The organism is Hafnia alvei, from assembly GCF_900095695.1.
Classification (GTDB): Bacteria; Pseudomonadota; Gammaproteobacteria; order Enterobacterales; family Enterobacteriaceae; genus Hafnia; species Hafnia alvei_B.
The window spans coordinates 26,753-51,905 of record NZ_FMIQ01000068.1 but is presented as its reverse complement, the minus strand read 5'-3'; the positions used below and the strand labels follow the sequence as shown (position 1 = coordinate 51,905).

General features: G+C 48.7%; 19 protein-coding genes. 6 read left to right on the top strand and 13 right to left on the bottom strand.

What is annotated here, in order from left to right:
* The first annotated feature begins 186 nt into the window (after nt 1-186).
* From pncB to BN1044_RS18645, 4 genes are all read left to right on the top strand, one after another.
* Nucleotides 187-1,392, top strand: a complete 1,206-nt coding sequence (gene pncB / locus BN1044_RS18660; protein WP_072309939.1) for a nicotinate phosphoribosyltransferase — start codon at nt 187-189, stop codon at nt 1,390-1,392.
* A gap of 265 nt (nt 1,393-1,657) precedes the next feature.
* Nucleotides 1,658-3,058: an asparagine--tRNA ligase gene (gene asnS, locus BN1044_RS18655; protein WP_072309938.1), complete on the top strand. Its 1,401-nt coding sequence runs from the start codon at nt 1,658-1,660 to the stop codon at nt 3,056-3,058.
* Between the two features lie 327 nt (nt 3,059-3,385).
* Entirely contained in the window at nt 3,386-4,501 is a 1,116-nt protein-coding gene (gene ompC, locus BN1044_RS18650) for a porin OmpC (RefSeq protein ID WP_072309937.1), read from the top strand.
* 305 nt (nt 4,502-4,806) lie between these two features.
* A complete protein-coding gene (locus BN1044_RS18645; RefSeq protein WP_072309936.1) occupies nt 4,807-6,000 on the top strand; it encodes an amino acid aminotransferase in 1,194 nt (397 codons plus the stop codon).
* A 72-nt stretch (nt 6,001-6,072) separates the two neighbouring features.
* Here BN1044_RS18645 and BN1044_RS18640 read toward each other — a convergent pair whose 3' ends face one another.
* The 7 genes from BN1044_RS18640 to cmoM form a co-directional block, all read right to left on the bottom strand.
* Nucleotides 6,073-6,720 carry an MBL fold metallo-hydrolase gene (locus tag BN1044_RS18640; protein ID WP_072309935.1) on the bottom strand — a complete coding sequence of 216 codons (648 nt, stop codon included), beginning with the start codon at nt 6,718-6,720 and terminating at the stop codon, nt 6,073-6,075.
* Nucleotides 6,721-6,803: 83 nt separating this feature from the next.
* The gene (locus BN1044_RS18635; protein WP_072309934.1) at nt 6,804-7,352 is read right to left on the bottom strand and encodes a peptidoglycan L,D-endopeptidase MepK; all 549 of its coding nucleotides are present in this window, start codon (nt 7,350-7,352) and stop codon (nt 6,804-6,806) included.
* A 178-nt stretch (nt 7,353-7,530) separates the two neighbouring features.
* A complete protein-coding gene (gene ldtD, locus BN1044_RS18630; RefSeq protein ID WP_072309933.1) occupies nt 7,531-9,345 on the bottom strand; it encodes a L,D-transpeptidase in 1,815 nt (604 codons plus the stop codon).
* 229 nt (nt 9,346-9,574) lie between these two features.
* Nucleotides 9,575-14,029 carry a chromosome partition protein MukB gene (gene mukB, locus BN1044_RS18625; protein ID WP_072309932.1) on the bottom strand — a complete coding sequence of 1,485 codons (4,455 nt, stop codon included), beginning with the start codon at nt 14,027-14,029 and terminating at the stop codon, nt 9,575-9,577.
* Nucleotides 14,026-14,754, bottom strand: coding sequence for a chromosome partition protein MukE (mukE, locus tag BN1044_RS18620; protein ID WP_025800984.1), 729 nt, complete (start codon nt 14,752-14,754; stop codon nt 14,026-14,028). The genes mukB and mukE overlap by 4 nt, the downstream gene beginning before the upstream one ends.
* Nucleotides 14,735-16,057: a chromosome partition protein MukF gene (gene mukF / locus BN1044_RS18615; protein WP_025800983.1), complete on the bottom strand. Its 1,323-nt coding sequence runs from the start codon at nt 16,055-16,057 to the stop codon at nt 14,735-14,737. Before mukF ends, mukE begins: the two co-directional genes overlap by 20 nt.
* Nucleotides 16,054-16,851 (bottom strand): tRNA uridine 5-oxyacetic acid(34) methyltransferase CmoM, encoded by a 798-nt coding sequence (cmoM, locus tag BN1044_RS18610; RefSeq protein WP_072309931.1) that lies wholly within the window; start codon nt 16,849-16,851, stop codon nt 16,054-16,056. Before cmoM ends, mukF begins: the two co-directional genes overlap by 4 nt.
* Nucleotides 16,852-17,015: 164 nt before the next feature.
* Between cmoM and elyC the strand changes: the two genes are divergently transcribed.
* Nucleotides 17,016-17,786 (top strand): envelope biogenesis factor ElyC, encoded by a 771-nt coding sequence (elyC, locus tag BN1044_RS18605; protein WP_072309930.1) that lies wholly within the window; start codon nt 17,016-17,018, stop codon nt 17,784-17,786.
* The gene (locus BN1044_RS18600) at nt 17,783-18,046 is read left to right on the top strand and encodes a hypothetical protein (RefSeq protein WP_072309929.1); all 264 of its coding nucleotides are present in this window, start codon (nt 17,783-17,785) and stop codon (nt 18,044-18,046) included. The genes elyC and BN1044_RS18600 overlap by 4 nt, the downstream gene beginning before the upstream one ends.
* A 12-nt stretch (nt 18,047-18,058) precedes the next feature.
* Here the strand turns inward: BN1044_RS18600 and BN1044_RS18595 are convergent, their stop codons facing one another.
* From BN1044_RS18595 to BN1044_RS18570, 6 genes are all read right to left on the bottom strand, one after another.
* Nucleotides 18,059-19,426 carry an 8-oxoguanine deaminase gene (locus tag BN1044_RS18595; RefSeq protein WP_072309928.1) on the bottom strand — a complete coding sequence of 456 codons (1,368 nt, stop codon included), beginning with the start codon at nt 19,424-19,426 and terminating at the stop codon, nt 18,059-18,061.
* Nucleotides 19,401-20,882 carry a uracil-xanthine permease family protein gene (locus BN1044_RS18590; protein WP_175421626.1) on the bottom strand — a complete coding sequence of 494 codons (1,482 nt, stop codon included), beginning with the start codon at nt 20,880-20,882 and terminating at the stop codon, nt 19,401-19,403. Before BN1044_RS18590 ends, BN1044_RS18595 begins: the two co-directional genes overlap by 26 nt.
* A gap of 115 nt (nt 20,883-20,997) precedes the next feature.
* On the bottom strand, nt 20,998-22,356 hold the full coding sequence (locus BN1044_RS18585) for a nucleobase:cation symporter-2 family protein (protein ID WP_432613001.1): 1,359 nt from the start codon (nt 22,354-22,356) through the stop codon (nt 20,998-21,000).
* A 485-nt stretch (nt 22,357-22,841) separates the two neighbouring features.
* A complete protein-coding gene (locus tag BN1044_RS18580; RefSeq protein WP_072309963.1) occupies nt 22,842-23,735 on the bottom strand; it encodes a YcbJ family phosphotransferase in 894 nt (297 codons plus the stop codon).
* Between the two features lie 156 nt (nt 23,736-23,891).
* Nucleotides 23,892-24,647, bottom strand: coding sequence for a 3-deoxy-manno-octulosonate cytidylyltransferase (gene kdsB / locus BN1044_RS18575; protein WP_072309925.1), 756 nt, complete (start codon nt 24,645-24,647; stop codon nt 23,892-23,894).
* Between the two features lie 4 nt (nt 24,648-24,651).
* The gene (locus BN1044_RS18570) at nt 24,652-24,828 is read right to left on the bottom strand and encodes a Trm112 family protein (RefSeq protein ID WP_072309924.1); all 177 of its coding nucleotides are present in this window, start codon (nt 24,826-24,828) and stop codon (nt 24,652-24,654) included.
* Between the last annotated feature and the right edge of the window lie 325 nt (nt 24,829-25,153).

Sequence of the window (25,153 nt, the reverse complement as noted above, 5' to 3'; positions counted from 1 at the left end):
ATGTATATTGTACAATTGCACAGTAACTTAATCGGTGCTACTGCAAATGGCACGTTTAATCCTCGACCTATCAAATGTCATATGGTGTTATGAGGCTTCAATCTCGGGATAAACTAGGTATACTCCTCCGACTTTGCCGACTATCCCGAACGTGGAATATCCCTGACGAGGATGCAGTAACGCGCCATGACTCAACATGCTTCCCCGATATTAACTTCATTATTGGATACTGACGCCTATAAGCTGCACATGCAGCAGGCGGTGTATCATCGTTACCGCAATCTCTCCGTAGCGGCTGAATTTCGTTGCCGTGGCGACGAGTTACTGGGCAGTTATGCCAACGAAATTATTCAGCAGGTTGCTTTGATGGGCGATCTTGCGCTGACAGATGAAGAATATAACTATCTCAGCACTCTGCCTTTCTTCAAAAAAGATTATCTGGACTGGTTGCGCGATTTTCGCTTTAACCCGCAACAGGTCGATATCCATGACGAAGATGGCCACCTCAATATCCGCATCACTGGCCCTTGGCGTGAAGTGATTATGTGGGAAGTCCCACTGCTCGCCGTTATCAGTGAAGTGGTACACCGCGCCCGCTCACCGCTGGCAACGCCAGAAATGGCCGTGGCACAGCTGCGTAAAAAGCTCGACTCATTTAAGCAACTGAGCGCAGATATCGATCTTTCTGGCTTCAAGCTGATGGATTTCGGCACCCGCCGTCGTTTCTCACACGATGTCCAACGTGCCATTATTGAAACGCTGAAAACGGATTTCCCACATTTGGTCGGCACTAGCAACTATAAGTTTGCCCAGCTGCTAGACCTTGCACCGATGGGGACTCAGGCTCATGAGTGGTTCCAAGCCCACCAACAGATTTGCCCGGTATTAGCAAACAGCCAACGGGCAGCCCTTCAGGCGTGGCTAGATGAATACCCCGATCAGCTTGGCATTGCCCTCACCGACTGCATCACGATGGATGCTTTCCTACGCGATTTTGGCCCGCAGTTTGCCAATCGCTATCAAGGTCTGCGTCATGATTCCGGTGAACCGGTTGAATGGGGAGAGAAAGCCATCGCCCATTACCAAAAACTGGGCATTGATCCGATGACAAAAACGCTGGTGTTTTCCGATAACCTCGATCTCGAAAAAGCCTTAGAGCTGTATCGTCATTTCCATAACCGCATTAATCTTGGCTTCGGTATCGGCACCCGTTTAACCTGCGATATTCCAGAGGTTAAACCACTAAACATTGTGATTAAGCTGGTTGAGTGTAACGGTAAGCCCGTCGCCAAACTGTCTGATAGCCCGGGTAAAACCATTTGCCATGACAAAGCTTTCGTTAAAGCGCTGCGCAAAGCCTTTGATTTACCGCTGGTAAAAAAAGCCAGTTAAATTATTTGGTTTAATCGTTCGCACAACAAATATTATGAGGGTGTATGCTACGCCCTCTTTTTTTGCCTAAAAAACGCCAATTTTTACTGATAAAATCGATTATTCTCCTTTTTTTCATTCAATCCCCCAATATCTCGTCAAGTTCTTGCGATTTGTCTGCGATTTCTTCTTGTGTCTGTTTGCATGACAAGTAACATAGCAACATGCCCGTATTATCTGGGCTGTAGGTTATTTATCATCCAAGATCAATAAAAGAGAGAAATCTATGAGCGTAGTGCCTGTAGTCGACGTACTGCAAGGTCGTGCCGCGGTAGACACTGAAGTCACCGTGCGCGGTTGGGTACGTACCCGGAGAGATTCTAAAGCTGGTATCTCCTTCCTCGCCGTTTATGACGGCTCCTGCTTTAATCCGTTACAGGCCGTCGTTAATAATTCTCTACCGAATTATGAAAGTGATGTTTTGCGCCTGACTACGGGCTGTTCGCTGGAAGTCACCGGTAAAGTTGTTGCTTCTCCGGGTGAAGGCCAGAGTTTCGAACTGCAAGCCACGGAAGTTAAAGTCGTGGGTTGGGTTGAAGATCCAGACACTTATCCAATGGCGGCAAAGCGCCACAGCATCGAATATCTGCGCGAAGTGGCTCACCTACGCCCACGTACCAATATTATCGGTGCGGTGGCTCGCGTTCGTCATACGCTGGCACAGGCTATTCATCGTTACTTCCATGAAAACGGCTATTTCTGGGTTTCAACCCCGCTGATTACCGCTTCTGATACCGAAGGCGCTGGTGAAATGTTCCGCGTTTCAACGTTGGATATGGAAAACCTGCCGCGTACCGATGAAGGTAAAGTCGATTTCGGTGAAGACTTCTTTGGTCGTGAAGCGTTCCTGACCGTATCCGGCCAGCTGAACGGCGAGACCTACGCCTGCGCGCTGTCTAAGGTTTATACCTTTGGCCCAACGTTCCGCGCGGAAAACTCGAACACCAGCCGCCATCTGGCTGAATTCTGGATGGTTGAGCCTGAAGTTGCATTTGCGGATCTCGACGATATCGCCGGCGTTGCCGAAGGAATGTTGAAATACGTCTTCCAAGCCGTGCTTGATGAACGTGCCGATGACATGGAGTTCTTCGCTCAGCGCGTAGATAAAGACGCCATCGATCGCCTGAAGCGTTTTGTCACCTCCGATTTTGCTCAGGTGGATTACACCGACGCGGTTGATATTCTGCTTAAGTGCGGTAAGACCTTTGAAAACCCAGTTTACTGGGGCGTCGATTTGTCTTCTGAGCATGAACGTTATTTAGCAGAACAGCACTTTAAAGCACCGGTGGTAGTGAAAAACTATCCAAAAGACATCAAAGCGTTCTACATGCGCATGAACGAAGATGGCAAAACCGTTGCTGCAATGGACGTGTTAGCACCTGGCATTGGTGAAATTATCGGCGGTTCTCAGCGTGAAGAGCGTTTAGACGTTCTCGATGCACGTTTAGAAGAAATGGGTCTGAACAAAGAAGATTATTGGTGGTATCGCGATCTTCGTCGTTACGGCACCGTTCCTCACTCTGGTTTTGGCCTCGGATTTGAACGTTTAATCGCCTATGTGACCGGCGTACAAAACGTTCGTGACGTGATCCCGTTCCCACGCACACCAAGAAACGCAACCTTCTAATTAAGTAATAAAACAACATTTCAACGTTTTGATCACAAAAAAGGGGCCAGCAATGCTGGCCCCTCTCTTTTTTAAACTTAGACCCCTGTCACAAAGTTCCCAAAATTTTACATTTTGAAACACATTCTTGCGTTCTGTTACTCGAATTATAGTTTTGTATCATTTTCGATGTAGATTATCGCTCTAGTGAATGGAACACTGCGATGCAGACACAGGAAGACACCATACTTTCTCTTTTAGTTCCGTAAGTGATGAAATAGTTCCGCGCAGAATTAAATTAGGCAGTGGCAGGTGTCAAAAAAAAAATAACTCCTTTAGAGGGTAACAATGATGAAACGCAATATTCTTGCAGTAGTGATCCCAGCGCTGTTAGCAGCCGGTGCAGCAAACGCAGCTGAAGTCTATAACAAAGACGGTAACAAGCTGGATCTGTACGGTAAAGTTGACGGTCTGCACTACTTCTCTGACGACAAAGGTTCAGACGGCGACCAGTCTTACGCTCGTTTCGGCTTCAAAGGCGAAACTCAGATCAACGACCAACTGGCTGGTTACGGTCAGTGGGAATACAACATCAAAGTAAACAACACCGAAAGCAATGGCTCTTCTAAAAACGCAACCCGTCTGGGCTTTGCGGGCCTGAAATTCGGTGATTACGGTTCATTAGACTACGGCCGTAACTACGGCGTAATCTACGACGTTGAAGCATGGACCGATATGCTGCCAGAATTCGGTGGTGACTCTTACACCAACACCGACAACTTCATGACTGGCCGTACCAACGGCGTTGCGACCTATCGTAACAACAACTTCTTCGGTCTGGTTGACGGCCTGAGCATCGCCGCTCAGTACCAAGGCAAAAATGGCAACGCGACCGAAAGCAACAACGGCCGTGACTACCAGCAGCAGAACGGTGACGGCTACGGTCTGTCTACCTCTTACGATTTCGGTATGGGCATCAGCGCTGGTGCAGCGTACTCTTCATCTGACCGTACCAACGAGCAAGTTACTCGTGGTCGCGTAGCTAACAGTAACGTTGCTGGCGGCGATAAAGCTGACGCATGGACCACTGGTCTGAAATACGACGCTAACAACGTATACTTGGCAGCTATGTATGCAGAAACTCGCAACATGACTCCATACGGTTCTACCGGTGTTGCTAACAAAACTCAGAACTTTGAAGTTGTTGCACAGTACCAGTTCGACTTCGGTCTGCGTCCATCCGTTGCTTACCTGCAGTCTAAAGGTAAAGACCTGAACACCAACGTAGATGGCAAAAAAGATCTGGTTAAATACGTTGATGTCGGCGCGACTTACTACTTCAACAAAAACATGTCTACCTACGTTGATTACAAAATCAACCTGCTGGATGACAACGATTTCACCAAAGCTAACAGCATCGCAACTGACGATATCGTAGCTCTGGGTCTGGTATACCAGTTCTAATCTGACGGCAACCTCGCGGTTGTAGCAGAACAGAATCAAAGGCAGAGCTTCGGCTCTGCTTTTTGTTATCTAGGGTTTGGCTCCACTCATCAAGAGTTATTTATCTCCCCTACTTTTAGTCCGTGTTCTACCGCCCTATTTCCTGCCTAATTTTCTGGTTTTCTTCTTATTTTTGGTGCTTTTATCGGCATTGAAGCATTCAGGTAACAACTTTGTATTCTTTTTGTGGCAAACGGTTGGCAAGCTCGCGGCGTAGCGGTAACCTGAGGGTTCTCTGGCTCAATCCCACACATGGAAGCTCTTACATGTTTGAAAATATCCCAGCCGCACCAGCGGATCCGATTTTAGGTCTTGCCGATTTATTCCGTGCCGATGCCCGTACCAACAAAATCAATTTAGGTATTGGCGTCTATAAAGATGAAACAGGTAAAACACCGGTTCTGACCAGCGTTAAAAAAGCTGAGCAGTATCTGCTGGAAAACGAAACCACGAAAAACTATCTGAGCATCGATGGTATTCCTGCTTTCGCTACCTGCACGCTGGAATTACTGTTTGGTAAAGAAAGCCCAATCATTCAGGACAAACGTGCTCATGCGGCTCAAACCCCAGGTGGGACTGGTGCTCTGCGCGTAGCTGCTGATTTTATTGCCAATAAAACCTCAGCCAAGCGCGTATGGGTGAGCAACCCTAGCTGGCCTAACCATAAAAGCGTATTTAACGCCGCAGGGCTTGAGGTACGCGAATATGATTACTACGACGCGGCAAATCATCAGTTAGACTTTGCAGCCCTCCAGAACAGCTTAGAGCAAGCAGAAGCCGGTGATGTGGTTCTATTCCACGGTTGCTGTCATAACCCAACCGGTATTGACCCAACACCAGAACAATGGGAAGCGCTGGCAGAAATGTCTGTCGCGAAAGGTTGGTTACCGCTGTTTGACTTCGCCTACCAAGGCTTTGCCAAGGGTTTAGAAGAAGATGCACAGGGCCTGCGCATTTTTGCCGCTAAGCATGATGAATTGCTGGTTGCGAGTTCATATTCCAAAAACTTCGGCCTCTACAACGAGCGCGTTGGTGCTTGCACGTTAGTTGCCGCTGATAGTGAAACCGCCGATAAAGCATTTAGCCAGATTAAAGCCACTATCCGCGCAAACTACTCCAACCCACCAGCACACGGTGGTTCGGTGGTAGCGACTATTCTGGGTAATGAAGCCCTGCGTACTATTTGGGAGCAAGAACTCACAGACATGCGCCAACGTATTCAGCGTATGCGTCAGTTGTTCGTTAACACCCTGCAGGAAAAAGGCGCTGAGCAGGACTTCAGCTTCATCATCAAGCAGAATGGTATGTTCTCATTCAGTGGACTCACCAAAGATCAGGTGATCCGCCTGCGCGATGAATTCGGCGTCTATGCCGTAAACTCTGGCCGCGTCAACGTAGCCGGAATGACGCCAGACAATATGGCACCGCTGTGTGAAGCCATTGTCGCCGTATTGAAATAAATACGCGCATTGAAACGACAAAAGGAGCCGAATGGCTCCTTTTTTATGCTGCAAATATCATTCACCGCGACGCTACCAAACCGCAGGTTCATCGCGAACAAATGGGTTGGTCTGGCGCTCTTGACCGAAGGTCGACATTGGGCCGTGTCCTGGAATAAACGCAACATCATTACCCAGAAGCCAAAGCTTAGTTTTAATTGAGTTAATCAATGCCTGATGGTCTCCACGGGGAAAATCGCTACGCCCGACACCGCCACTGAATAACACATCGCCTACCTGTGCCAAACGTGATTTTTCACTAAAGAAAATCACATGGCCTGGCGTATGACCAGGGCAATGGAAAACCTGCAACGTCTCATTACCTACCGACAAGGTTTCGCCGTCGTTTAACCAACGGGTAGGCACCAAGGGATCACAATCGCCAAGGCCAAACATTTTGCTCTGAGCTGGCAGCCCCTCCAGCCAAAACTGATCTTCTTCCTGCGGGCCATAGATCGGCACATTTAAGGTTTTCGCCAAGCTGCCAGCGGCTCCCACGTGGTCTAAATGTCCGTGAGTCAGCAGAATTTGAGTGACCGTTAAACCCAGTGCTTCAACTTCACGCTGAATTTTGGCTGCTTCACCGCCCGGATCGACGATCGCGGCCTGAAGCGTATCCTCACACCATAAAACAGTACAATTCTGCTGAAATGCAGTGACGGGAATGATTTTATATTTCATGTTTGCCCCAATATAAAAAACGCCGGCAAAGGCCGACGTTTAGGATCTCTTTGACTACCTAATAATACCGTCTTAAAGCGCCATTACCAATTTCTAACGGGGCCGGTATCAATATGCACGAAATTACTACGCGGATAATATCCAACGCCACCCGCTCGCATTTTCAATGCAGCTTTACGAATATTGGCTAGCTGGACACCTTCAATATGGAAATCCATCGCCTGCCCTAGCGTATGGTAGCTATGTTTCGCCACACCGCTGCCGCGCTCGCGTAATTCATTATTGGTGCGTGGGGAACGATAACCGGAAATAAGTTGAATCGGTTTACGTGTGCCAATCATCGCCTGCAAACGAAAAATTTGATCGAATAAGCGAGGGTCGATACTTTTTACTTTATTCGCGCGGTAGTCGCGGAACAAATGATTCAGGCGAACTAATTCTTCCTGAATATAGTTTTTTCCGTCGAAGAACTCAGCCTTAAGTTGTTCGCCAGTATTTAAATTATTGAGTAACAAAATACGAGGACGTGGTGTAGAAAGCGTTGCTAACGCTTGCCCTGGTAGCATTGCCATTCCCATAGCAACGCCACCTAAAGCCAACCACTTGCGACGATGAATATTAACTGGATCCATGAGATATGTTTTACTCGGCAAAATGTCTGAAAATCACGCACCAAAGCGCACCGTCAGGCACCATAACCGCCATGGAAGATCGAGTCAACCCGCTACCCGCCAAGGTTGACGGGTTATCACAGAATTTTATGGCTATTATTTACAACATTACAAAAACTATGGTTTTGCTAACTGCTTGCTAGAGTTGAAAAAGCCGCTCGGCTTGCGCAGCAATTTTTGCCCCTGAACGTACAGTGTCATCATAATTGTAAATATCTGTGCGGAACTGCGGCTTGCCATCTTCAGAAACCCATGCAGTCAAATAATAGAGGCGAACAGGAATGCGATGACGTATCGGGACATATTTCGTATTCCCCTCTTTCAACGCAGACGAAACCCGCGCGTCGTTCCAACCAGCATCTTGAAGTAGCATATTTGCCAGCGTCGAAGCCTTATTCACGCGAACACAACCTGAACTTAGCGCACGAATATCTTTTTCAAATAATCCGTGGTTTGGAGTGTCATGCAGATAAATAGCATCTTGGCTTGGCATATTAAACTTATATCGACCTAGCGAATTATTCGCGCCCGGTGCTTGCTGAATTCGATACGGGAAATTACGCGGCGACACAGACGCCCAGTCGATCATATAAGGATTGACCGCTTCGGCATCGTTGCTCCATCCAGAAAACAGGCGATATCCGTGGCGTTCGAAATAGCCCGGATCGTGCATAGCTTTCGGAACAATATCTTCACGAATCAGCGTTGTTGGCACGTTCCACGGTGGATTAACTACCACGTTATTCAATTCACTATTCATCAGCGGCGTTTTACGCGATGGGCGCCCCACAATCACTCGAGATGAAAGTACTTCAGCGCCGTTCTGGTAATAAATCAGCGAGTAGTTAGGGATATTAACCATAATGCCGGTATTCACTTCTCCCGGCAAAATACGCAAGCGTTGAATATTTAAGGCCAGCAGTGTAGCGCGCGTTTGCGGCGATACGTTCAGCCACTCGCGTGTGCGCTTGCCAATCACCCCGTCACTGGCTAAACCTTGCCACTGCTGGAAACGTTTCACTGCCTCAACAAGCTCAGGCGTATAACGGTTATCGATCACCGAAACGGACGCCGCTTTTGCTGGCTCAGCCTCTGGTGATGGTTGTTGCTTGGTCAAATCAGTAACCGCAGTGGTTGATGGACTGATGACCGCATTAGGATCCTGACTCGCAGGAGATTGCAACGGCTGCGCCTCAGGCACCGGCGTTGGCTTCACGCTGGAATCGCCTTCCAACATTCCTGTACGCTGCAACACTTCACGCAGCGCTGGCATATCCGCGCTCAGGTCACCCGGTTTTAAACTCGGGCCGTCGCTCACCACGGGCCAAGGGCGCGCATCCGCTAACAGATTTTTTAACGCCTTATGCATCGCGGCATACTGAGGATGCGCAGGTTCCAACGATTTAACAAAAGTATTCAAGCGGCCATCACGAATCGACAGCTGCCAGTTATTCACCAGCGTTGCCGGCGGCTCTGCCATTGCATAAGGCACCGAGCTGTATAGCCAACTGCCTTTGGTTGCGCTCACGCCAGAGACAAATTGCAAATAGCCCTGCATCGCGTCAGATAAAACGGCGTCACGCGCCATGCCACTAACATCAGGATTAGTCAGCGCCTGAACCCATTGGGTGAACTGAGGCTGAACGCCAGAGAGTGCAACTTCAGCGAGCTGCTGTTGAAATTGCTGAACGGCTGTACGATCTTGCCACATTGGCTGCATGTGGTTAGCGGCGTAGAGCGCAGAAAGTTGGTTCAAATAACGCAGCGAAACGCCCTGTGGAAGCTGCGACAACAGCGCCGAACGCGATTGAGGTACACTCATGGTCGCCACTGAAACCACGGGTTGATTAGCAACTTCTGCATAGGCTGGCATGATGCTTAGCGCCAATGCACTCATTGCTATTGAACCACCGACAACCATATGGCTTAGACGGAATCTGTTATTCAGCACCATCCCTTGCTCCCTAGTTAGCTCACAGGCACCGAATTTCGGAACCTTAGCTTAATTATACAAATAGAAATGACATTTTGCCGTTTCAGTGTCGGTTGGTGCGTCAACGACCCAGACATTGCACGTTAATTATATGATGATACGTCACTGGCTATATTCTGCCAAAAAAAACGGCCTTATATGAAGGCCGTTTGCGTTAATAATGATTTCAGTATGCGGAATTTACAAGAAATTATGTTTCAGATTCTTCTTGAGCCACTGATTCTATAGGACTTTTCTCAGGAGCAAAGCCTCTCAATCCCACGACATGAACATGTTCAGTGTTATTGAACACTTTACGCACCAGTTTATAGGTAGTGCCTTTTTCTGGGCTGATGTTTTCTGGTGCCGCAATAATTAACTGCATTTCCAGACGTTCACACAGCTCAAACAGCGTCGCAATGGATTTCGCATCCAGACGCGCTGCTTCATCAAGGAATAGCAGTCGGCATGGCGAAATATCTTTACCGCGCAGGCGGCGAGATTCTTCTTCCCAACTCTGAACCACCATCACCAGAATGGACATACCGGTACCGATAGCTTCGCCCGTTGACAGCGCCCCACTTTCAGCACGCAGCCAACCGTCTGAGCCACGGTTAACCTCTACTTCCATTTCTAGGTAATTACGATAATCCAGCAGCTCTTCGCCGATGGTTTGTGGCGTACGCTGCCCCATATCAATCTGTGGATTGAGGCGCTGATAGAGTTTTGCTAGCGCTTCAGAGAACGTCAGTCGATTGCTGTTAAACAGATCCTGATGTTGCTCTTGCTGTTCTGACAACACCGTCAGCAACGTTGAATGCGCTTCACGCACGTTAACATTCAAACGCACGCTATTCACCTGACCGAAGGCCACCGTCTGTAGGCCTTGGTTTAGCATACGAATACGGTTTTGTTCGCGCTGAATTGTTTTGCGAATAATATTCGCCACGCTCTTCGAACTGATCGCCAATTTTTGTTCGCGTGATGTCAGCTCTTCGGTCAAACGCGCCAGCTCAATTTCCATCTGTTCGATGGCATCGACAGGATCGTCGCTGCGGATAATATCCTGACGAATACGCTCACGTAGATGTTGGTAAACCGCAATGTAGAACTGGATTTTACGTTCTGGACGTTTAGGATCTTCTGACAGACGCAGCACATCGCGCAGATGTTCGTTGTCCGCTACGGCCAGCCGTAACGCACCCAGCGCCTTATCCGACATAGAACGCAATTCATCCGCATCCATATAGGCAAGCTCACGACGATGCAGACGTCGTTCAACGCCGTTGTCTTTCACCAAACGCATTACCGCACACCAGCCCGCTTTCGCGGTGGTCACTTGTTCGCGGATCTGGTGGTAATCGCGTTCGACCTTACGCAGGCGCTTTTGCAGATTATCCATTTCAGATTCACAGAACATGATCTGTTTTTCGAGCTGATTGCGACGCGCACGGTTGTTGCTCAGCGCGGTATGCAGCTCATCACGACGGATACGTGCACGCTCTTCCGCATTAGGATCGGCCTGAACCCCGATATCTTGCAACTCTTGCGACAGCTCTTTGAGCATGTCACGTTTAGCTTCAAACGAACTTTTTAGCGAAGCTAATACCTGATGATACTGGGCCAGCTGTGCCTGTTGTTGACGAAGCTGCTCACGCGTACGGCTGCGATCGGCTTCGGCATGCTCTAAACGCTGGCGCAATTTATCGTTGAGATCGGAGTTCTCGGTCAGCATACCGGCAGAATCGCTGTAGCTGAAGTGGGCACGACGCTGCACCACTTCTGTTAACGCGAACGCCTGTTGCTTAGCCGTACGCTGATTCTGCTGAGCCTGCTGATAATCCTGACGTAGCTGCTCATGCTGTTCTGGATCGCTTTGCAATACGGAAAGCATCGGCTCTAGCTTAGTCAGATTGGTGCCGTGCTGTTGCAGATAGCGCGCGGCTTCCTGCGCCTCTTCGAGCTCTTCACGGATCTCTTCTACGCGATCTTGCAGGGTTTCATCAGCCAACAAACCGATATGCGGCGTGAGCTTATGCAACAGAGCGACGCTCTCTTTGGCCTGTGACAGCTGCTGGCGCTGCTGTTGCGTCACGTTATCCTGATTATTGAACTCACGTTCTATCTCAGTACGACGGCTGTTGATTTGACGTAATTCAGCTTCTGGGTCCTGCTCAAAGGCCACCGCTAAGTGATTGCCAATAAAACGGCTAAACGCTTGATGTAAACGCTGCGTTTTTTGCACATCAAACGACAGGTTCGCATAACGCTCTGCCAGCTCATCGCGCTGTGCATACAGCGTTTCTAAGCGGCTTTCACGCGCGGCGCGACCAAACAGCGGCACCTCAGGGAAACGGGAGTAGCGCCATTGACGATCGGCAGTTTTCACCACCACGGCGCGTTCCAGTTCATCGGCGGCAAATACGCTGTCATCAAATGACTGCGGATCCCCTTCGATCAGATAGAGATCTTCTGGACAGTCTTCTAATCCCACCAGATGCTCGCGCACCAAGGAAAGATCGGGAACAACAATCGCGTGTCGTGCTGGACCATATAACGCCGAGAAATACGGCGCATCGTCGATGGTGACGTCATCGTAGATTTCAGACAGCAGCACGCCGCCAAAACGTTCAGCTAACGCAATCAGACGCCCATCTTCGGCACCGCTTGGCTGGCTTAAACGCTCGATTTGGCTTTCAATTTCACGTTTTTGATGAGCAACTTCGTCGCGTTCAACGGTAGATTCACGTTCACGCTCCAGCAATTGCTGCATCTGCTCAGTGACCTGACGGCTGTCTGACAGCTCTTCACCGCATTGTTCGCTCAGCTGACTCAGCGCTTCCTGCGCCGCAAGCCACACTGGGGCTTTCGTGGTCAAATCCTTCGCTTTCGCCGTGATTTGCTCAAGCTCTTGGCGCAGCACCATACGGCGCTCGCTGGCTTCAGCCACATCAATCGTCAGCGTTTCAATGCGTTCTTCCATCTCACGCTGCGCATCATCCAGTTCTTCTGGCTGATACTGCTGCCCGGTGCGTTTGCAGAAGTCTTGCAACAGACGTTCGGCATCTTGTTGCGAACGCAAGCGCTGCTCCAGTTCGGCCAAACGCATGCGTAATGGTTGCACACGCTCCGACTGATGCTGAAGCGAAGACCAGTCACGCAATAAATCACGCCCCGCCTGCCATGCTTCGCTACGACTCACTTCGCCCACCAGCTTAACCACCAGCTGATAAGCATTTTCGAACTGTGAATGCGCTGCGCTTGCCACATTCATTTTCTGCTCAAGCTGCATCAGGATTTCAGTTGCTTCCTGCTCGCGCGCACTGAACGTTTCTAACCACTCTTCGCTATTGTCCGCATTGAGGTCGGGCAACTGACACACTTGGCGTGCGCGTTCTAGCGCCTGTAGCGCCTGCTGGTATTGAATTGCACGGGTTTGCTGAACGTCCAAGGCTTGCTGATAATCAGCCAGCTGGCTTTTTAGTTCATCCACTTCGGCTTCAGCGGCTTCTGAGCGGGCTTCATAATCAGCATGCAGATCGCTCGCTTCAGCCACCACTTCATTCTGTTCTTCTAAACGGTAGGTCAGCTCTTCCAGATCGCCCTGATAGCGCTCGATCTTTTCCTGCTGGCGCATTGCAGTTTGCACCAGATTTAAATGATCGCTTGCCGCCTGATAATCGGTTTCGAGATCGGATTCCGACCCGCTTTGCTCGGCTAATTCACGCGACATTTCCACGTGGCGATACTGTTCGGCCAGCAGCTGTTTACGGCCTCCCAGCAATTCACGGCGCAGCAATAATGCCTGATCGAGGTGTATGCGCCGCTCATTGGCATGGCGCATATAGTCAGCAGAAACGTAGGACGTTGCTTCGGTGATCAGATGCTTAAACAGATCGCGGTCAGACTGCGTGACGCGAATCGCTTCCAGCGTCATGCGGTTTTCACGCAAAGCCGCTTCCATATCTTGGAAAGCTTTACGTACGCCGCTGTTTTCTGGCAGCAGATAATCGCGCAGGGAACGGGTAATCGCACTCGAAATACCGCCGTAAAGCGACGCTTCAATCAGGCGATAAAACTTGCTGCGATCCGATGCCGAACGTAAACGGCGTGGGATCACACCCAAATCAAACATCAGGGAGTGGTAGTCGGTAATCGAGTTAAACTGTTTGAACTGCACGCCTTCAATGGCTTCCACGCGCTCTTTCAGCTCGTTTAACGGCAGCACACGAGCCTGACGCTCCCCCACGGTTTGCGTTAGGATTTCCGTTGGCTGGAATGAGGTTGGCAAGCCTTGAATGGTGAACGGCTTGATATCCACTTTTCGATCGCGCCCGGCAACCTGCTGTAGACGGACACCGACTAACACGCGCTGATGGCGTGAGTTAACCACGTCGAGGGTGGCATAACAGACACCAGCGCGTAACTTTCCGTGCAAGCCTTTGTCGCGTGACCCTGAAGTCGCACCGGCTTCTGTGGTATTACGAAAATGCAGCAGCGTTAAGTCAGGGATCAGCGCCGTAACAAACGCCGCCATGGTGGTGGATTTACCTGCACCGTTACCGCCGGACAGCGTTGTTACCAATTCATCCAGATCAAAAGTTCGGGCAAAGAAACCGTTCCAGTTAACCAATGTCAGCGAGCGAAACTTTCCGCGTTCAATCATTCCTGTTCATCCTCCGCGTTGTCCGCGCTACCGTCCGCACTGGATTCGTTTTCTTCGTTTTCATCATTCAGTGATAACGTGTTTTCTAACGGCATGGCTTCGCCGTCACGGATCATTCTCAACTGGGATTCACGTGGATCGTCACCGCTACGCACATCTGCACCAAAGCGGAACACCGCTTCGGTGATGCGGAATTTTGTGCTGTCATTCCCCATGAAATAGACCATGCCCAAACGGCGTAGACGATTTAATGAGGTACGCACTTTCTCCTGCAGTTTCTGGCGGTCGAGATCCGAGCCAGTTGAACGCTGGTTAACGTATTTCAGCAGCTTGTTTTCATCGGCCAAAGACAGTAACTCATCATAGAGTTCTTGCTGGCTGAAAATGCCTTCATGCGCCAAACGCTCAGGGCTAAGGTAGAGATAACACAGGATTTTTCCGACCATCATATCCAGTTCAGACAGCACCGAACGTGGGATCAATGTGGTCGAACGCGGCCTGAGATAGAAGAAACCTTCAGGAGCGCGGATGAGCTCAACGTTATAACGGCTATAAAATAATTCAAGCTCGTCCTGGAAATCCATCAGGAAAGCATGGTTATCTAGCTCATCAATGCCGATGTGACGTCCGGATCGCAGTTGGCTATCCAGTGCAGGGAATAGCGGGTTAAACACCGCTAGCGCCAGTTTAGCTGGCATCATATTTTCAGTATTTGTCGATGACATGGGCCTGTACCTTGGCTCCGTAATCATTGATTGCCTGCCATTGAGCAGGTAATCCGGTGAAATCAGCTTCAGCCACACCTAAGCGAACCGCTTGGTCGACCAAAATTCTTGCCAAATCGAAATGACGTTGGCGCGGATACTGGGTTAGGTATTCGCGCAAAACCGCGCCTAAATCCAATGGACGCTGTTCTTTTTGATAAATCTTCAACTCTTGCTCAATCATTGCTGCCAGCTGCTCACGGATCTCAGAGAACTCTTCGTACTCCATATCCGGAGGCAGTTCGCCGGTGACCTCTTCGTTCAGCAACGCGAGCTCTTCATCACGCATATCGAACAGACGATCGGCATTGGCAATGGTCAGTGCCCACGGGTTATCAAAGTAGTTCTGTACTGATTGGCGTAAACGCTGAGCAAAGACTCGGTTTTTATCCATATCGATCGCGGTACGGATAAACTTATGCACGTGTCTGTCGTAGCCGATCCACAGATCGATGGTCAACTGGCCCCAACTAATAATGCGGTCTAACTTGTTTTGCAGATCAAACACCAGTTTGTCAACGAATGCCAAATCAGGGTTATTCAGGTTGGCGTCTTGGATTCGCAGCAGGTTTGCCTGCAGCTTATCACCCGCCGCTTCAAGCGTATCTTGCAATTCGCGCAAGGTGCCTGAAGTTTCCGAGAGCAGAACTTCACAGCTTGAGATAGCAGCACGCCAGTCTTTATTCAGCAACGCCGCAATATCTGCTTTAACGCCCTGCTGCTGTTCATCCATGATGCGCTGAGTTAAGTCGATACTGTCAAAAATCTCAGCAACAGAGTATTTCAGCGGGGCAAACACATTACGATGCCAGTGATACTCATCACCACCCTCTTCTGCCGCTTCGGCTGCGCTGCGTAGCTCTTGCGCCACGATAGACAGCTGCATAGACAGGCGCAGCGTTGAGAACTCTCGCTGACGAATATAGTAATCCGTAATGCCAATGCCTAACGGCGTCAAACGATAGATTGCATTTCCATCGGCTAACTCGCTGGTAAAGCGGTTTAGCAGGCGCTGCTTAACGAGATCGTTAATCGCATTATTGGCACGGATGGCTACCGTTTCATGTGTTTGTTCAAAAGCTTTGCTGACGTGTCGGAATGCATCGATCAGTTCACCTTCACTCATCTCACCGTCAAGTCGTTCGCTGTTCAAAGTGGCAATAGCCAAAATGAACGCCAAACGTTCGGTGGGAAGTGAAATTGAAAAGTCATTTTTCCGCGCCCAGGCAACCAGCTCCGGTACAGTCTGGGAGAAATCACTCATAGTTGGTCCTTCGTGTCGGGTTTGTGCGCCATCACATGGATGTAGCGCCCCAAACTCACAAAAGGCTCCTGACGACAATAACGCTGCTCCAGCGCTAATAGATCATCAAAAGCCTCAATTTGTTGCGTCTTGTCTCGTAGGTAATCATGGAATACCCGCACGCCCGTTTTACCGGAAATTGTCAGCCCAATGTCTTCAAGCCAGCCGTACACCTTTTGTGGATCCAACGGATGGTCAGGTGACAACGTGCGTGTCTTACGTTTTTGCATCCCTTGATTGACGTATGCCGTATTGCCAATGATCACATTTCGCATTAACAGGCCATTGTAGTTATAGAACATTAACGACAATGCGCCGCCCGGCGTTAAGCACTTTATCAAAGATGCCAACGTTTCTTGAGGTTCAGCAACCCATTCCAAAACCGCATGGAACAATATCAGATCAACCGGCTGTTCTAAATGCTGATGCATCTCTTGCGCCGGACTTTGCACAAAACGCATGTGTTGGATCACACCTTTCTCTTCAGCATAAGCCTGCGCGCGCTTGAGCATTTCACCCGAGATGTCACAGAGCGTGATCTGATGACCGCGTGCGGCAAGCTCACAGGATACCTGCCCAAGCCCACCGCCTGCATCAAGAATGTGTAAGGATCTTTGCGGGAGCTGCGTCAGCAACTGTTCTAGATCCTGCCATAACACTGCCTGACGGATTTTTCCTTTGGTCGTGCCGTAAATGTTGCGCGCAAATTTTTCAGCGATATTGTCAAAATTACGATCTTGCGTACCTCGACTCATGAATATGTCGGCTCCTGAATATTTGCACAGCGCACCACCAGAAAAATCTCCCCGTGAGGGACGCTTTAAACCTGCTATTTTGACACAGGCTGGCTTAGAATGAATCTTATCGGCCATATATTCTATCTAGATGTCGTTTTTTCATTCAGAAAGGCACCTGATTCATGCTGTTTACGCTAAAAAAGTTTATCGGCGGGCTACTTTTGCCTCTTCCTCTGTTGCTGCTGATCGTCGCGGTAGGCCTGATTTTTATCTGCTGGACGCGCTGGCTACGACTAGGAAAAATCTGCATTTCTCTCGGTTGGCTTGGGATCTTGCTGCTAAGCCTACAACCTGTCGCCGATCGAATACTGGCTCCGCTTGAAAATAGCTATCCTACATTAAACCAAACGAGCAACGCAGATTACATCGTAGTGCTCGGTGGCGGTTATACTTTTAACCCTGATTGGGCACCCAGCTCAAACCTAATTAACAACAGTTTGCCGCGCGTCACAGAAGGGATCCGCCAGCTTGAAATGAATCCCAATGCCAAAATTATTTTCACCGGCGCTGCGGCTATCGGCAACCCGGTGAGCAGCGCACGCGTTGCTGCCAACGTGGCAGAAAGTTTAGGCGTTCCTGCGGATAAAATTATTGTGCTTGATAAGCCGCGCGATACGCAGCAAGAGGCTAAAGAGGTGGCTAAAATCACAGACCAGCAGAAAGTCCTGCTGGTCACGTCGGCAAACCATTTGACTCGCGCATTACGCTTTTTTAAGGCCGAGGGGCTTAGTCCGATCCCCGTTCCAGCCAATCAATTAGCTATTTCGTCGCCGTTAAATCCTTGGGAACGTTGGCTACCTTCGCCGCTTTATCTTGGTCATAGCGAACGAGCATGGTATGAAACTTTGGGGAGTTGGTGGCAGGCAATTATCACGACAAAGGGTGAAAAATGAGACTCCGACTGATTAGCCTTTTTACGGCGATTATCGTATTTGAAATGCAGGTAGTTTTACTCGACTTACTTTCTAAAGCTGAAAATATGCCCGTAAGCTTCAATCCACTCAATGCTATTAGCGCAGTGGGATTTGTACTCGGATGGACGACGGGACTAAACACCGTGATGGCGTTGATCGCAGCGGCAGTTGCTCTTTTACTTATCCCCATTGGCGTCTATTGTCTTTGCCATGCTTGGCTTAGACAAAGACGCCGCTGAAGGTGATATCAATTACAGCCGATGTCTATTCACTAATAAGCATGCTAAACGATTGTGATGTTGCACAACCGAAGGTAAGTCAATGGTCTGCAATGTCCCTTCACGGATGACAACTTGCCCATTAATCACGCTGAAAGCCACATTCCCTGGCGTACAGAAAACTAACGCCGCCAGCGGATCGTGTTTAGCCCCTGCAAGATTCAAAGTATTGAGATCAAACGCAACAAAATCAGCGGCCATACCAGTGGCTAAATAGCCAATATCGTCTCGGTTAAGTACTTTCGCACCACCACGCGTCGCGATCTCTAAAGCCTGCCTTGCATTCATGGCATCAGGGCCGAAGCCAACCCGCTGCAATAGCAGCGCCTGCCGCGTTTCTGCGATCATGTTTCCTGCATCGTTAGATGCTGAACCGTCAACGCCAAGGCCAACAGACACACCTTCATCAAGCATCGTGCGAATAGGAGCAATGCCTGATGCCAATCTCATATTTGAACATGGGCAATGCGCCACACCGGTTCCGGTTCTCGCAAACAACGAAATCCCAGCCCTATCCAGTTTGACACAGTGTGCATGCCAAACATCGGTTCCAACCCATCCTAAATCTTCGGCGTACTGCGCTGGCGTCATGCCAAAGTGCGCCTGACTGTAGCTTACATCGCTGTCATTTTCAGCTAAATGGGTATGAAGTGAAACACCATGTTCGCGCGCCATCTGCGCTGTTTTCACCATTAACTCGCGGCTAACAGAAAAAGGCGAGCAAGGAGCCAACGCGATACGCAACATGCTATAGCGCTGGGCGTCGTGGTAGCTATAAATTAAGCGCAATGAGTCTTCTAAAATAGCCTGTTCATTTTCGACTAATTCATCTGGCGGTAAGCCCCCTTTACTGCGCCCTACGCTCATACTTCCTCGGCAAGCATGGAAGCGCATGCCTATTTCACGAGCTCCATCAATGCTGTCGTCTAAACGACAACCGTTTGGATAAACATAGAGATGATCGCTGGAAGTGGTACACCCCGAAAGCATCAGTTCAGCCATCGCGGTTTGAGTCGAAACTCGGATCATCTCTGGGGTGAGCCCAGCCCAAATGGGATAAAGATTATTTAGCCAGTCAAAAAGCTCACCGTCCTGCGCATCAGGTATCACACGCGTCAAAGACTGAAACATATGATGATGTGTATTGATCAGTCCAGGAATAACGATATGTCCACGCAGGTCTATTTCTTCATCTGCCGGTGCAGCACAAAGCTCGTCACCACCAACGGCAACGATGCGATTTCCCTCCACCAGCAGGCAACCACCTCTAATTTCTCGTCGTTCGTCATCCATCGTGACGAGTAATTCCGCGTTCTTAAAGAGCAGCGTTCTTTTGTGCATTTTGTCTCTTCCTCCGCATAGCGATATATTCGCGCGTCGTGCTAAAGACCTCTCGAGCCGCCGTGCTGTTTACATTGACCTCTTGCAGCTCGCACTCTTTGCACCCAGGGATTTTTGCTTGTCTATCGCGGCCATTCAGGATCAAATTAGCGCCTATTGCCACAACGGTACCAATGGTAATCCCGCTGTGTAGGAACATCTCTGCGGCCTGTGGCATTTGTTGAAATAACTGAGGAACCATCACCGGTAACATGCCAAGACCGAGCGTTAACGCTACAACCATCCCATTATTGTTATTACGATAATCAACCTGTCCTAGCGTTCGAATTCCTGACACAGCAACCATGCCAAACATAACGATCCCTGCGCCGCCAAGCACCGGCTTCGGCACAGCGACAACAAAGGCCGCGAGTTTTGGGAACAGGCCAAGAGTAATAAGAATGCAGCCTGCTACTCCAACAATGAAACGGCTGCGAACACCGGTCATGCTGACAAGCCCTACGTTTTGAGCAAAGGCTGCATAGGGGAACATATTAAAAAAGCCGCCAAACAACGTTGCAGACCCACAGGCGTACAGGCCACGTTTTAAGGTTTTTTGATCTGCTGGGCGGTCCACGATTTCCCCCATGGCCATCATCGAAGACATGGTTTCTACCATGACAACGACCATCACCATACACATCAACACGGCAGGAAAGAGATGAAATTCAGGAACCGCAAAGCGCATTGGGTATGGGAATGTCATCCAACTGGTCGATGCCACTTGGGAAAGATCGAGTTTTCCCATGAAGTAATATCCCAGTGTGCCAATGATAATTCCCACCAGCACAGCCACATTCTTCAACATGCCTTTGCCAAAGGTATAAATTAGCATCACTACGGCCAACGTAAATAAGGCCATCAGCAGCGAACCGTAGCTGCCGAAACTTACTGCATCGAGATCTCCACCGCCGATCCATCCTCCTGCGACCGGTAAGATCGACAGACCAATAAGCGTCACTATCGTGCCCATAACGGCTTTAGGGAAAAAGCGGACAAGTTTGCATACAAAAGGAGCACACAGTAGCGTAAATACCCCGGCAACAATAACCGCGCCTGAAATACCGCCAATGCCATACTGTTGGCCGATAAGCGTCATCGGAATAAGCGCAGCGAAGGTGCACCCCTGAACAATTGGGAGTTTGCTACCAATAATATTCAATAAGCCTATTGACTGCAGGATCGTACCGCAGCCACATATAAAGAGATCGGTGCTGATTAAAAATATAATTTGTTCCGGCGTAAACCCAACCGCCTTACCAATAATTAAAGGAACCGCAATGGCACCGGCATACATGACTAATACGTGCTGAAAACCGTAAACCAACATTTGTCCAATCGGCAATATTTCATCGACAGGATCGACATCTGCTTTCTTTTGAGGGGAGGTTTGGCTCTCCTGTAAATAATTTTCCATACGATTAATCGCTTTCACAATAACGCCCTCTATCTGCGAGTATTATTTATACATTTCATTTGATGGCATGTAGAACATGGCCCCTCTCCATGATCGACATCTCGGTTAAATCTGTTTATTCAGTTATTTCTTGTGCAGCTTCATTTTCAACGTTATTGCTATCTGATTCCTTATCTGGATGATAGCCATTGAAATAGAGATTGAGGCTTACCGCGCATACGGTAGCTAATAAAATACCGCTATGCAGTAATGGCTGAATTGCCGCTGGTAGCTGGCTAAAAAAATCATGTGACACGGTAGGTATCATGCCGATACCAATACTGATAGCAACGATGTAAAGGTTGTAGCGATTGGTGCTGTAGTTAGCACGTGAAAGAATACGGATCCCGGTTGCCAGAACCATTCCAAACATCACTATACCGGCACCGCCCAACACGAACTGTGGAATAGAGGCAACGATAAGCGCCATTTTAGGGATCAAGCCGAAGAGAATTAAAATCCCGCCCGACATAACACAAACCCAACGACTGGAAATACCCGTTACGCTAACCAAACCAACGTTCTGTGAAAAAGAAGTATGTGGAAAACTATTAAACAGCCCGCCAATAACGGTGCCGATTCCATCTACTCGTAAACCACGAATAATATCGGCTTGTTTAGTTGGTCTTCCCACAATATCGCCAAGGGCAAGAAACATCCCCATCGATTCGATGAAGGTAATTAGCATAATAATGGTGAGCGTAAGAATACTGACAGGTTCAAATGTAGGCATACCAAATGCAAATGGCTTTATAGGAGCAAACCATGCGGCGTTATCTAATCCAGCGAAATTCACCTTCCCCATAGAATAAGCAATGGCAAAACCAAAAAGAATGCCGAGCAGTACAGAAATATTACACAAGAAACCTTTAGCAAAACGGGTCACTAGCAGAATAAAAACCAGCACTAAGAGCGAGGTACCAATATATATTGGGCTACCGTAATCAGGATTACCTTTTCCACCGGCGGCCCAATCAATACCCACCTGCATAATGCTAATACCGATAGAGGTAATAACTACGCCGGTCACAACCGTCGGAAACAATGGCATAAGTCGCCCAATCACGGGAACGAGTAATGTTGCAATAATCCCTGATGCTATTGTGGCACCGAATATTCCCGTCAGCCCTATATTAGGATCTGCGCCAATCGCCAACATCGGAGTTACCGCGGCGAATGTGACAGACATGATAACGGGGAGTCGGATACCTGCGAAACGGCCAATACCCAAACATTGCAACAGCGTCACTACGCCGCAGCAGAAAAGGTCTGAACTAATTAAAAAAGCGATTTGGTCTTTTGGTAAACCTAGGCTGCCTCCGATAACCAGAGGCACAGCAACGGCACCAGCATACATAACAAGAACATGTTGCAGACCTAACGTGAACAGCTGCGCAATTGGTAGCCTGCGCTCAACGGCATCGTCTAGCGGCATGCTTTTACTGTGCTCTATTTTTAGATGCGGATTTATCACGCTCATGGACACATCACTCCTTACGGCTCGGCTAATATGGTGGATAACCAGCTACGATTCGAGAGCCTTTGCTCCCCTATTTACGGATGTACAGCGTTTTCATCAGCGCAAATGTTTTTAAGGTTGATAGAACACATCAGTTATTTGCGCACATGCCAACTATGCACAGAGCATGCGAACTTTTATTTATGAGAGGAAAAATAGGGAGATAAACAAAATAATTGCGGGCGGTATCACATTTGATACTTAATAAGACGTTATATTTCAGCGAAATTAGCGAGAAAAAGCATCAAGGGAAAATGAGGTAGGTAGCTTGTTTAACCAAGAAAAATATCAAAGTGGTAGCGATTTGTATCATTATCAGATTATCACCTCTCATAGTGATTGATAATTAACCAGCAAATCGATATGACTTGCCGGCTCTCATACTTAAATTCAGTCAGTCATTATCCCAACCAAGGAAGCAGTTGCTGAGCTGCGCGTTCGACAACTGGACGATCTACCACGCCAGTATGTAAATAGCGTCCAATCGACTCCCATAGAACATATAGCCAGCGGCGTACCATAAAATCATCGCTCACGGGTGCTTTCTGCAAATAGGAGTAGAGCAATTCGGTAGCCATCCCGTCCTCGCTCAGGCGGAATAGATCGTACTCACGCGGTGCCCAGAGCATCATACCGGGGTTAAGCATGGCAAGCAGTTGATCGCTTTTGGGATCTTTTAGCATGCTTCTTAGGGTTAAGTTGCCATGAACCAGCACGCAGCTATCGTCGAAGCCCGCAAACAGCTCAGGCAATTGTTCTTTACTGCGAAACAAAATACGGCGAGCTTCAATACTTAAATCAGGCGTTGGCATATTACCAAGCGTGGCCCAGATGACTTCTAAACGCTGTGCGTACCAGTGCGCCCAGCGATTTTCCTGCACGCTGTCAACGTTACCGACACAACCGTGGCTATCAATGCGGTGCCAAGAGAGGATCCCTTCTGCAATTTGGTCTTTTAAGCACGACCAACGCTGTGGCGTTCGAGTCGGTGCCTCGACGGAAACGCCACGTAATCGTTCAATTAATAGAACTTCTTTGAATGGCGCCTGATGGGTTGTCAGAACGCCATAAACCGTTGGTAAGCGGATATCGCCCTGCCGTGCAAGCATCGACAGCTTGTAAGCTTCCTGTTGGGCAATTCCTTGGCATAAAAAGGTCTTAGCCACCAAGGGTAAAGGCGTGCCCTGCTGATTATAAAGGGCAAAAAGGCTGGCATATGGCTGTTCACTGATCTGCTCTAAGCGGCCAATTGACTCACCAAGAACAACGCTAAGTTCGGCTTTTAAATGATCCATATTGTGATACAGGTTTTGCTGCATTGCGCGGTACCTTTTTTCACCAGATAGAGAGCCATCATGGCGGATTTATCAAGGTATTGTATTCGACTAGATCAAAAGAGCGTGCACTTGCACGCTCTTAATTTAAACCTAAATGCCTTGCGATAAACCGACCTATTGAGCCGCCGCAAAAATAGCGCGCACTGTTTCCAAGTCTTCAATGGTGTCAACGCCTGGGCTTGGCGCGGTTTTAGCAACATCCACATGAATTTTTTCGCCGTACCAAAGCACTCGCAGCTGCTCAAGCATTTCAATCTGCTCAAGATCGCTAGGTGCCCAAGTGACATAACGACGAATAAAACCAGCACGATAAGCGTAAATGCCAATGTGACGCAGGAAAACATGACCAATTTCATCACGAGATATCGCAAAACGATCGCGATCCCATGGAATTGTCGCGCGTGAGAAATAGAGCGCATAGCCATTTTTATCACAAACGACTTTTACCGCATTTGGATTAAATGCTTCTTCGCTAGTAGTAATCGGTACCGCCAGTGTCGCCATGCCCGCTTCACTAGCGGCCAAATTCTGCGCCACCTGACGGATAATTGCCGGCGGGATCAGCGGCTCATCGCCTTGAATATTGACGATAATTTCATCGTCTGCAAAGCCACACTTCTCAATCACTTCAGCCAAACGTTCGGTGCCAGAATGATGATCGGCTCGCGTCATGCAGACTTCACCGCCCGCCGCTTCTACGGCTTTTTTAACATCTGCATGATCGGTAGCCACGATAACGCGCGCAGCGCCAGACGCCAGCGCTCTTTCCATAACATGCACAACCATCGGTTTGCCGCCAATATCGGCTAAAGGCTTACCCGGTAGGCGTGTCGAAGAGTAGCGAGCAGGGATAATAGCAATAAAACTCATCAGATTATTTCTCATCCACTGGAAGTATGCGGGCTTCATTCTCGAGCAATACTGGAATGCCATCACGCAGCGGATACCCAAGGCGATCCGCTTTGCACACTAATTCCTGATTTTCTTTATTGAAGTAGAGTTTTCCATTACAGACGGGGCAAGCAATAATTTCGAGTAAGCGATGATCCATGATTGTTCCTAAACGAGTTCTTGTATCAGCGAAAAAGCATGGTGTAAGGATAACTCGCAACAGCAAAATTATCACGGCTTGTATGACCATACGGTTAAAAACCGTTTAATGAACCGCTCTACCTATCAGATTGATAACACAACATCTCATTATGACGTTTATTTGTGTTTCAGCCGTTTTTCCTCTAGAAACGCACAAACCCAAACTGTTCAAAAACCGTACCAAGTCACCGCTATCATACGGCCGTTATGCGAGATAAATCACATATTAAACGCACCGTTGGACCATTTTTCCGTTGTGGCACAAGTGTTGAATCTAATTCAAT

What these genes read in the sequence shown, in the direction of transcription:
- kdsB (WP_072309925.1), bottom strand. Translation starts at nt 24,647, where the DNA reads ATGAGTTTTATTGCTATTATCCCTGCTCGCTACTCTTCGACACGCCTA.
- cmoM (WP_072309931.1), bottom strand. Translation starts at nt 16,851, where the DNA reads ATGAGTCGAGGTACGCAAGATCGTAATTTTGACAATATCGCTGAAAAA.
- ompC (WP_072309937.1), top strand. Translation starts at nt 3,386, where the DNA reads ATGATGAAACGCAATATTCTTGCAGTAGTGATCCCAGCGCTGTTAGCA.
- BN1044_RS18635 (WP_072309934.1), bottom strand. Translation starts at nt 7,352, where the DNA reads ATGGATCCAGTTAATATTCATCGTCGCAAGTGGTTGGCTTTAGGTGGC.
- BN1044_RS18600 (WP_072309929.1), top strand. Translation starts at nt 17,783, where the DNA reads ATGAGACTCCGACTGATTAGCCTTTTTACGGCGATTATCGTATTTGAA.
- mukE (WP_025800984.1), bottom strand. Translation starts at nt 14,754, where the DNA reads ATGTCATCGACAAATACTGAAAATATGATGCCAGCTAAACTGGCGCTA.
- BN1044_RS18590 (WP_175421626.1), bottom strand. Translation starts at nt 20,882, where the DNA reads ATGGAAAATTATTTACAGGAGAGCCAAACCTCCCCTCAAAAGAAAGCA.
- elyC (WP_072309930.1), top strand. Translation starts at nt 17,016, where the DNA reads ATGCTGTTTACGCTAAAAAAGTTTATCGGCGGGCTACTTTTGCCTCTT.
- mukF (WP_025800983.1), bottom strand. Translation starts at nt 16,057, where the DNA reads ATGAGTGATTTCTCCCAGACTGTACCGGAGCTGGTTGCCTGGGCGCGG.
- BN1044_RS18640 (WP_072309935.1), bottom strand. Translation starts at nt 6,720, where the DNA reads ATGAAATATAAAATCATTCCCGTCACTGCATTTCAGCAGAATTGTACT.
- BN1044_RS18595 (WP_072309928.1), bottom strand. Translation starts at nt 19,426, where the DNA reads ATGCACAAAAGAACGCTGCTCTTTAAGAACGCGGAATTACTCGTCACG.
- BN1044_RS18645 (WP_072309936.1), top strand. Translation starts at nt 4,807, where the DNA reads ATGTTTGAAAATATCCCAGCCGCACCAGCGGATCCGATTTTAGGTCTT.
- asnS (WP_072309938.1), top strand. Translation starts at nt 1,658, where the DNA reads ATGAGCGTAGTGCCTGTAGTCGACGTACTGCAAGGTCGTGCCGCGGTA.
- BN1044_RS18570 (WP_072309924.1), bottom strand. Translation starts at nt 24,828, where the DNA reads ATGGATCATCGCTTACTCGAAATTATTGCTTGCCCCGTCTGTAATGGA.
- mukB (WP_072309932.1), bottom strand. Translation starts at nt 14,029, where the DNA reads ATGATTGAACGCGGAAAGTTTCGCTCGCTGACATTGGTTAACTGGAAC.
- BN1044_RS18585 (WP_432613001.1), bottom strand. Translation starts at nt 22,356, where the DNA reads ATGCCGCTAGACGATGCCGTTGAGCGCAGGCTACCAATTGCGCAGCTG.
- pncB (WP_072309939.1), top strand. Translation starts at nt 187, where the DNA reads ATGACTCAACATGCTTCCCCGATATTAACTTCATTATTGGATACTGAC.
- BN1044_RS18580 (WP_072309963.1), bottom strand. Translation starts at nt 23,735, where the DNA reads ATGGATCATTTAAAAGCCGAACTTAGCGTTGTTCTTGGTGAGTCAATT.
- ldtD (WP_072309933.1), bottom strand. Translation starts at nt 9,345, where the DNA reads ATGGTGCTGAATAACAGATTCCGTCTAAGCCATATGGTTGTCGGTGGT.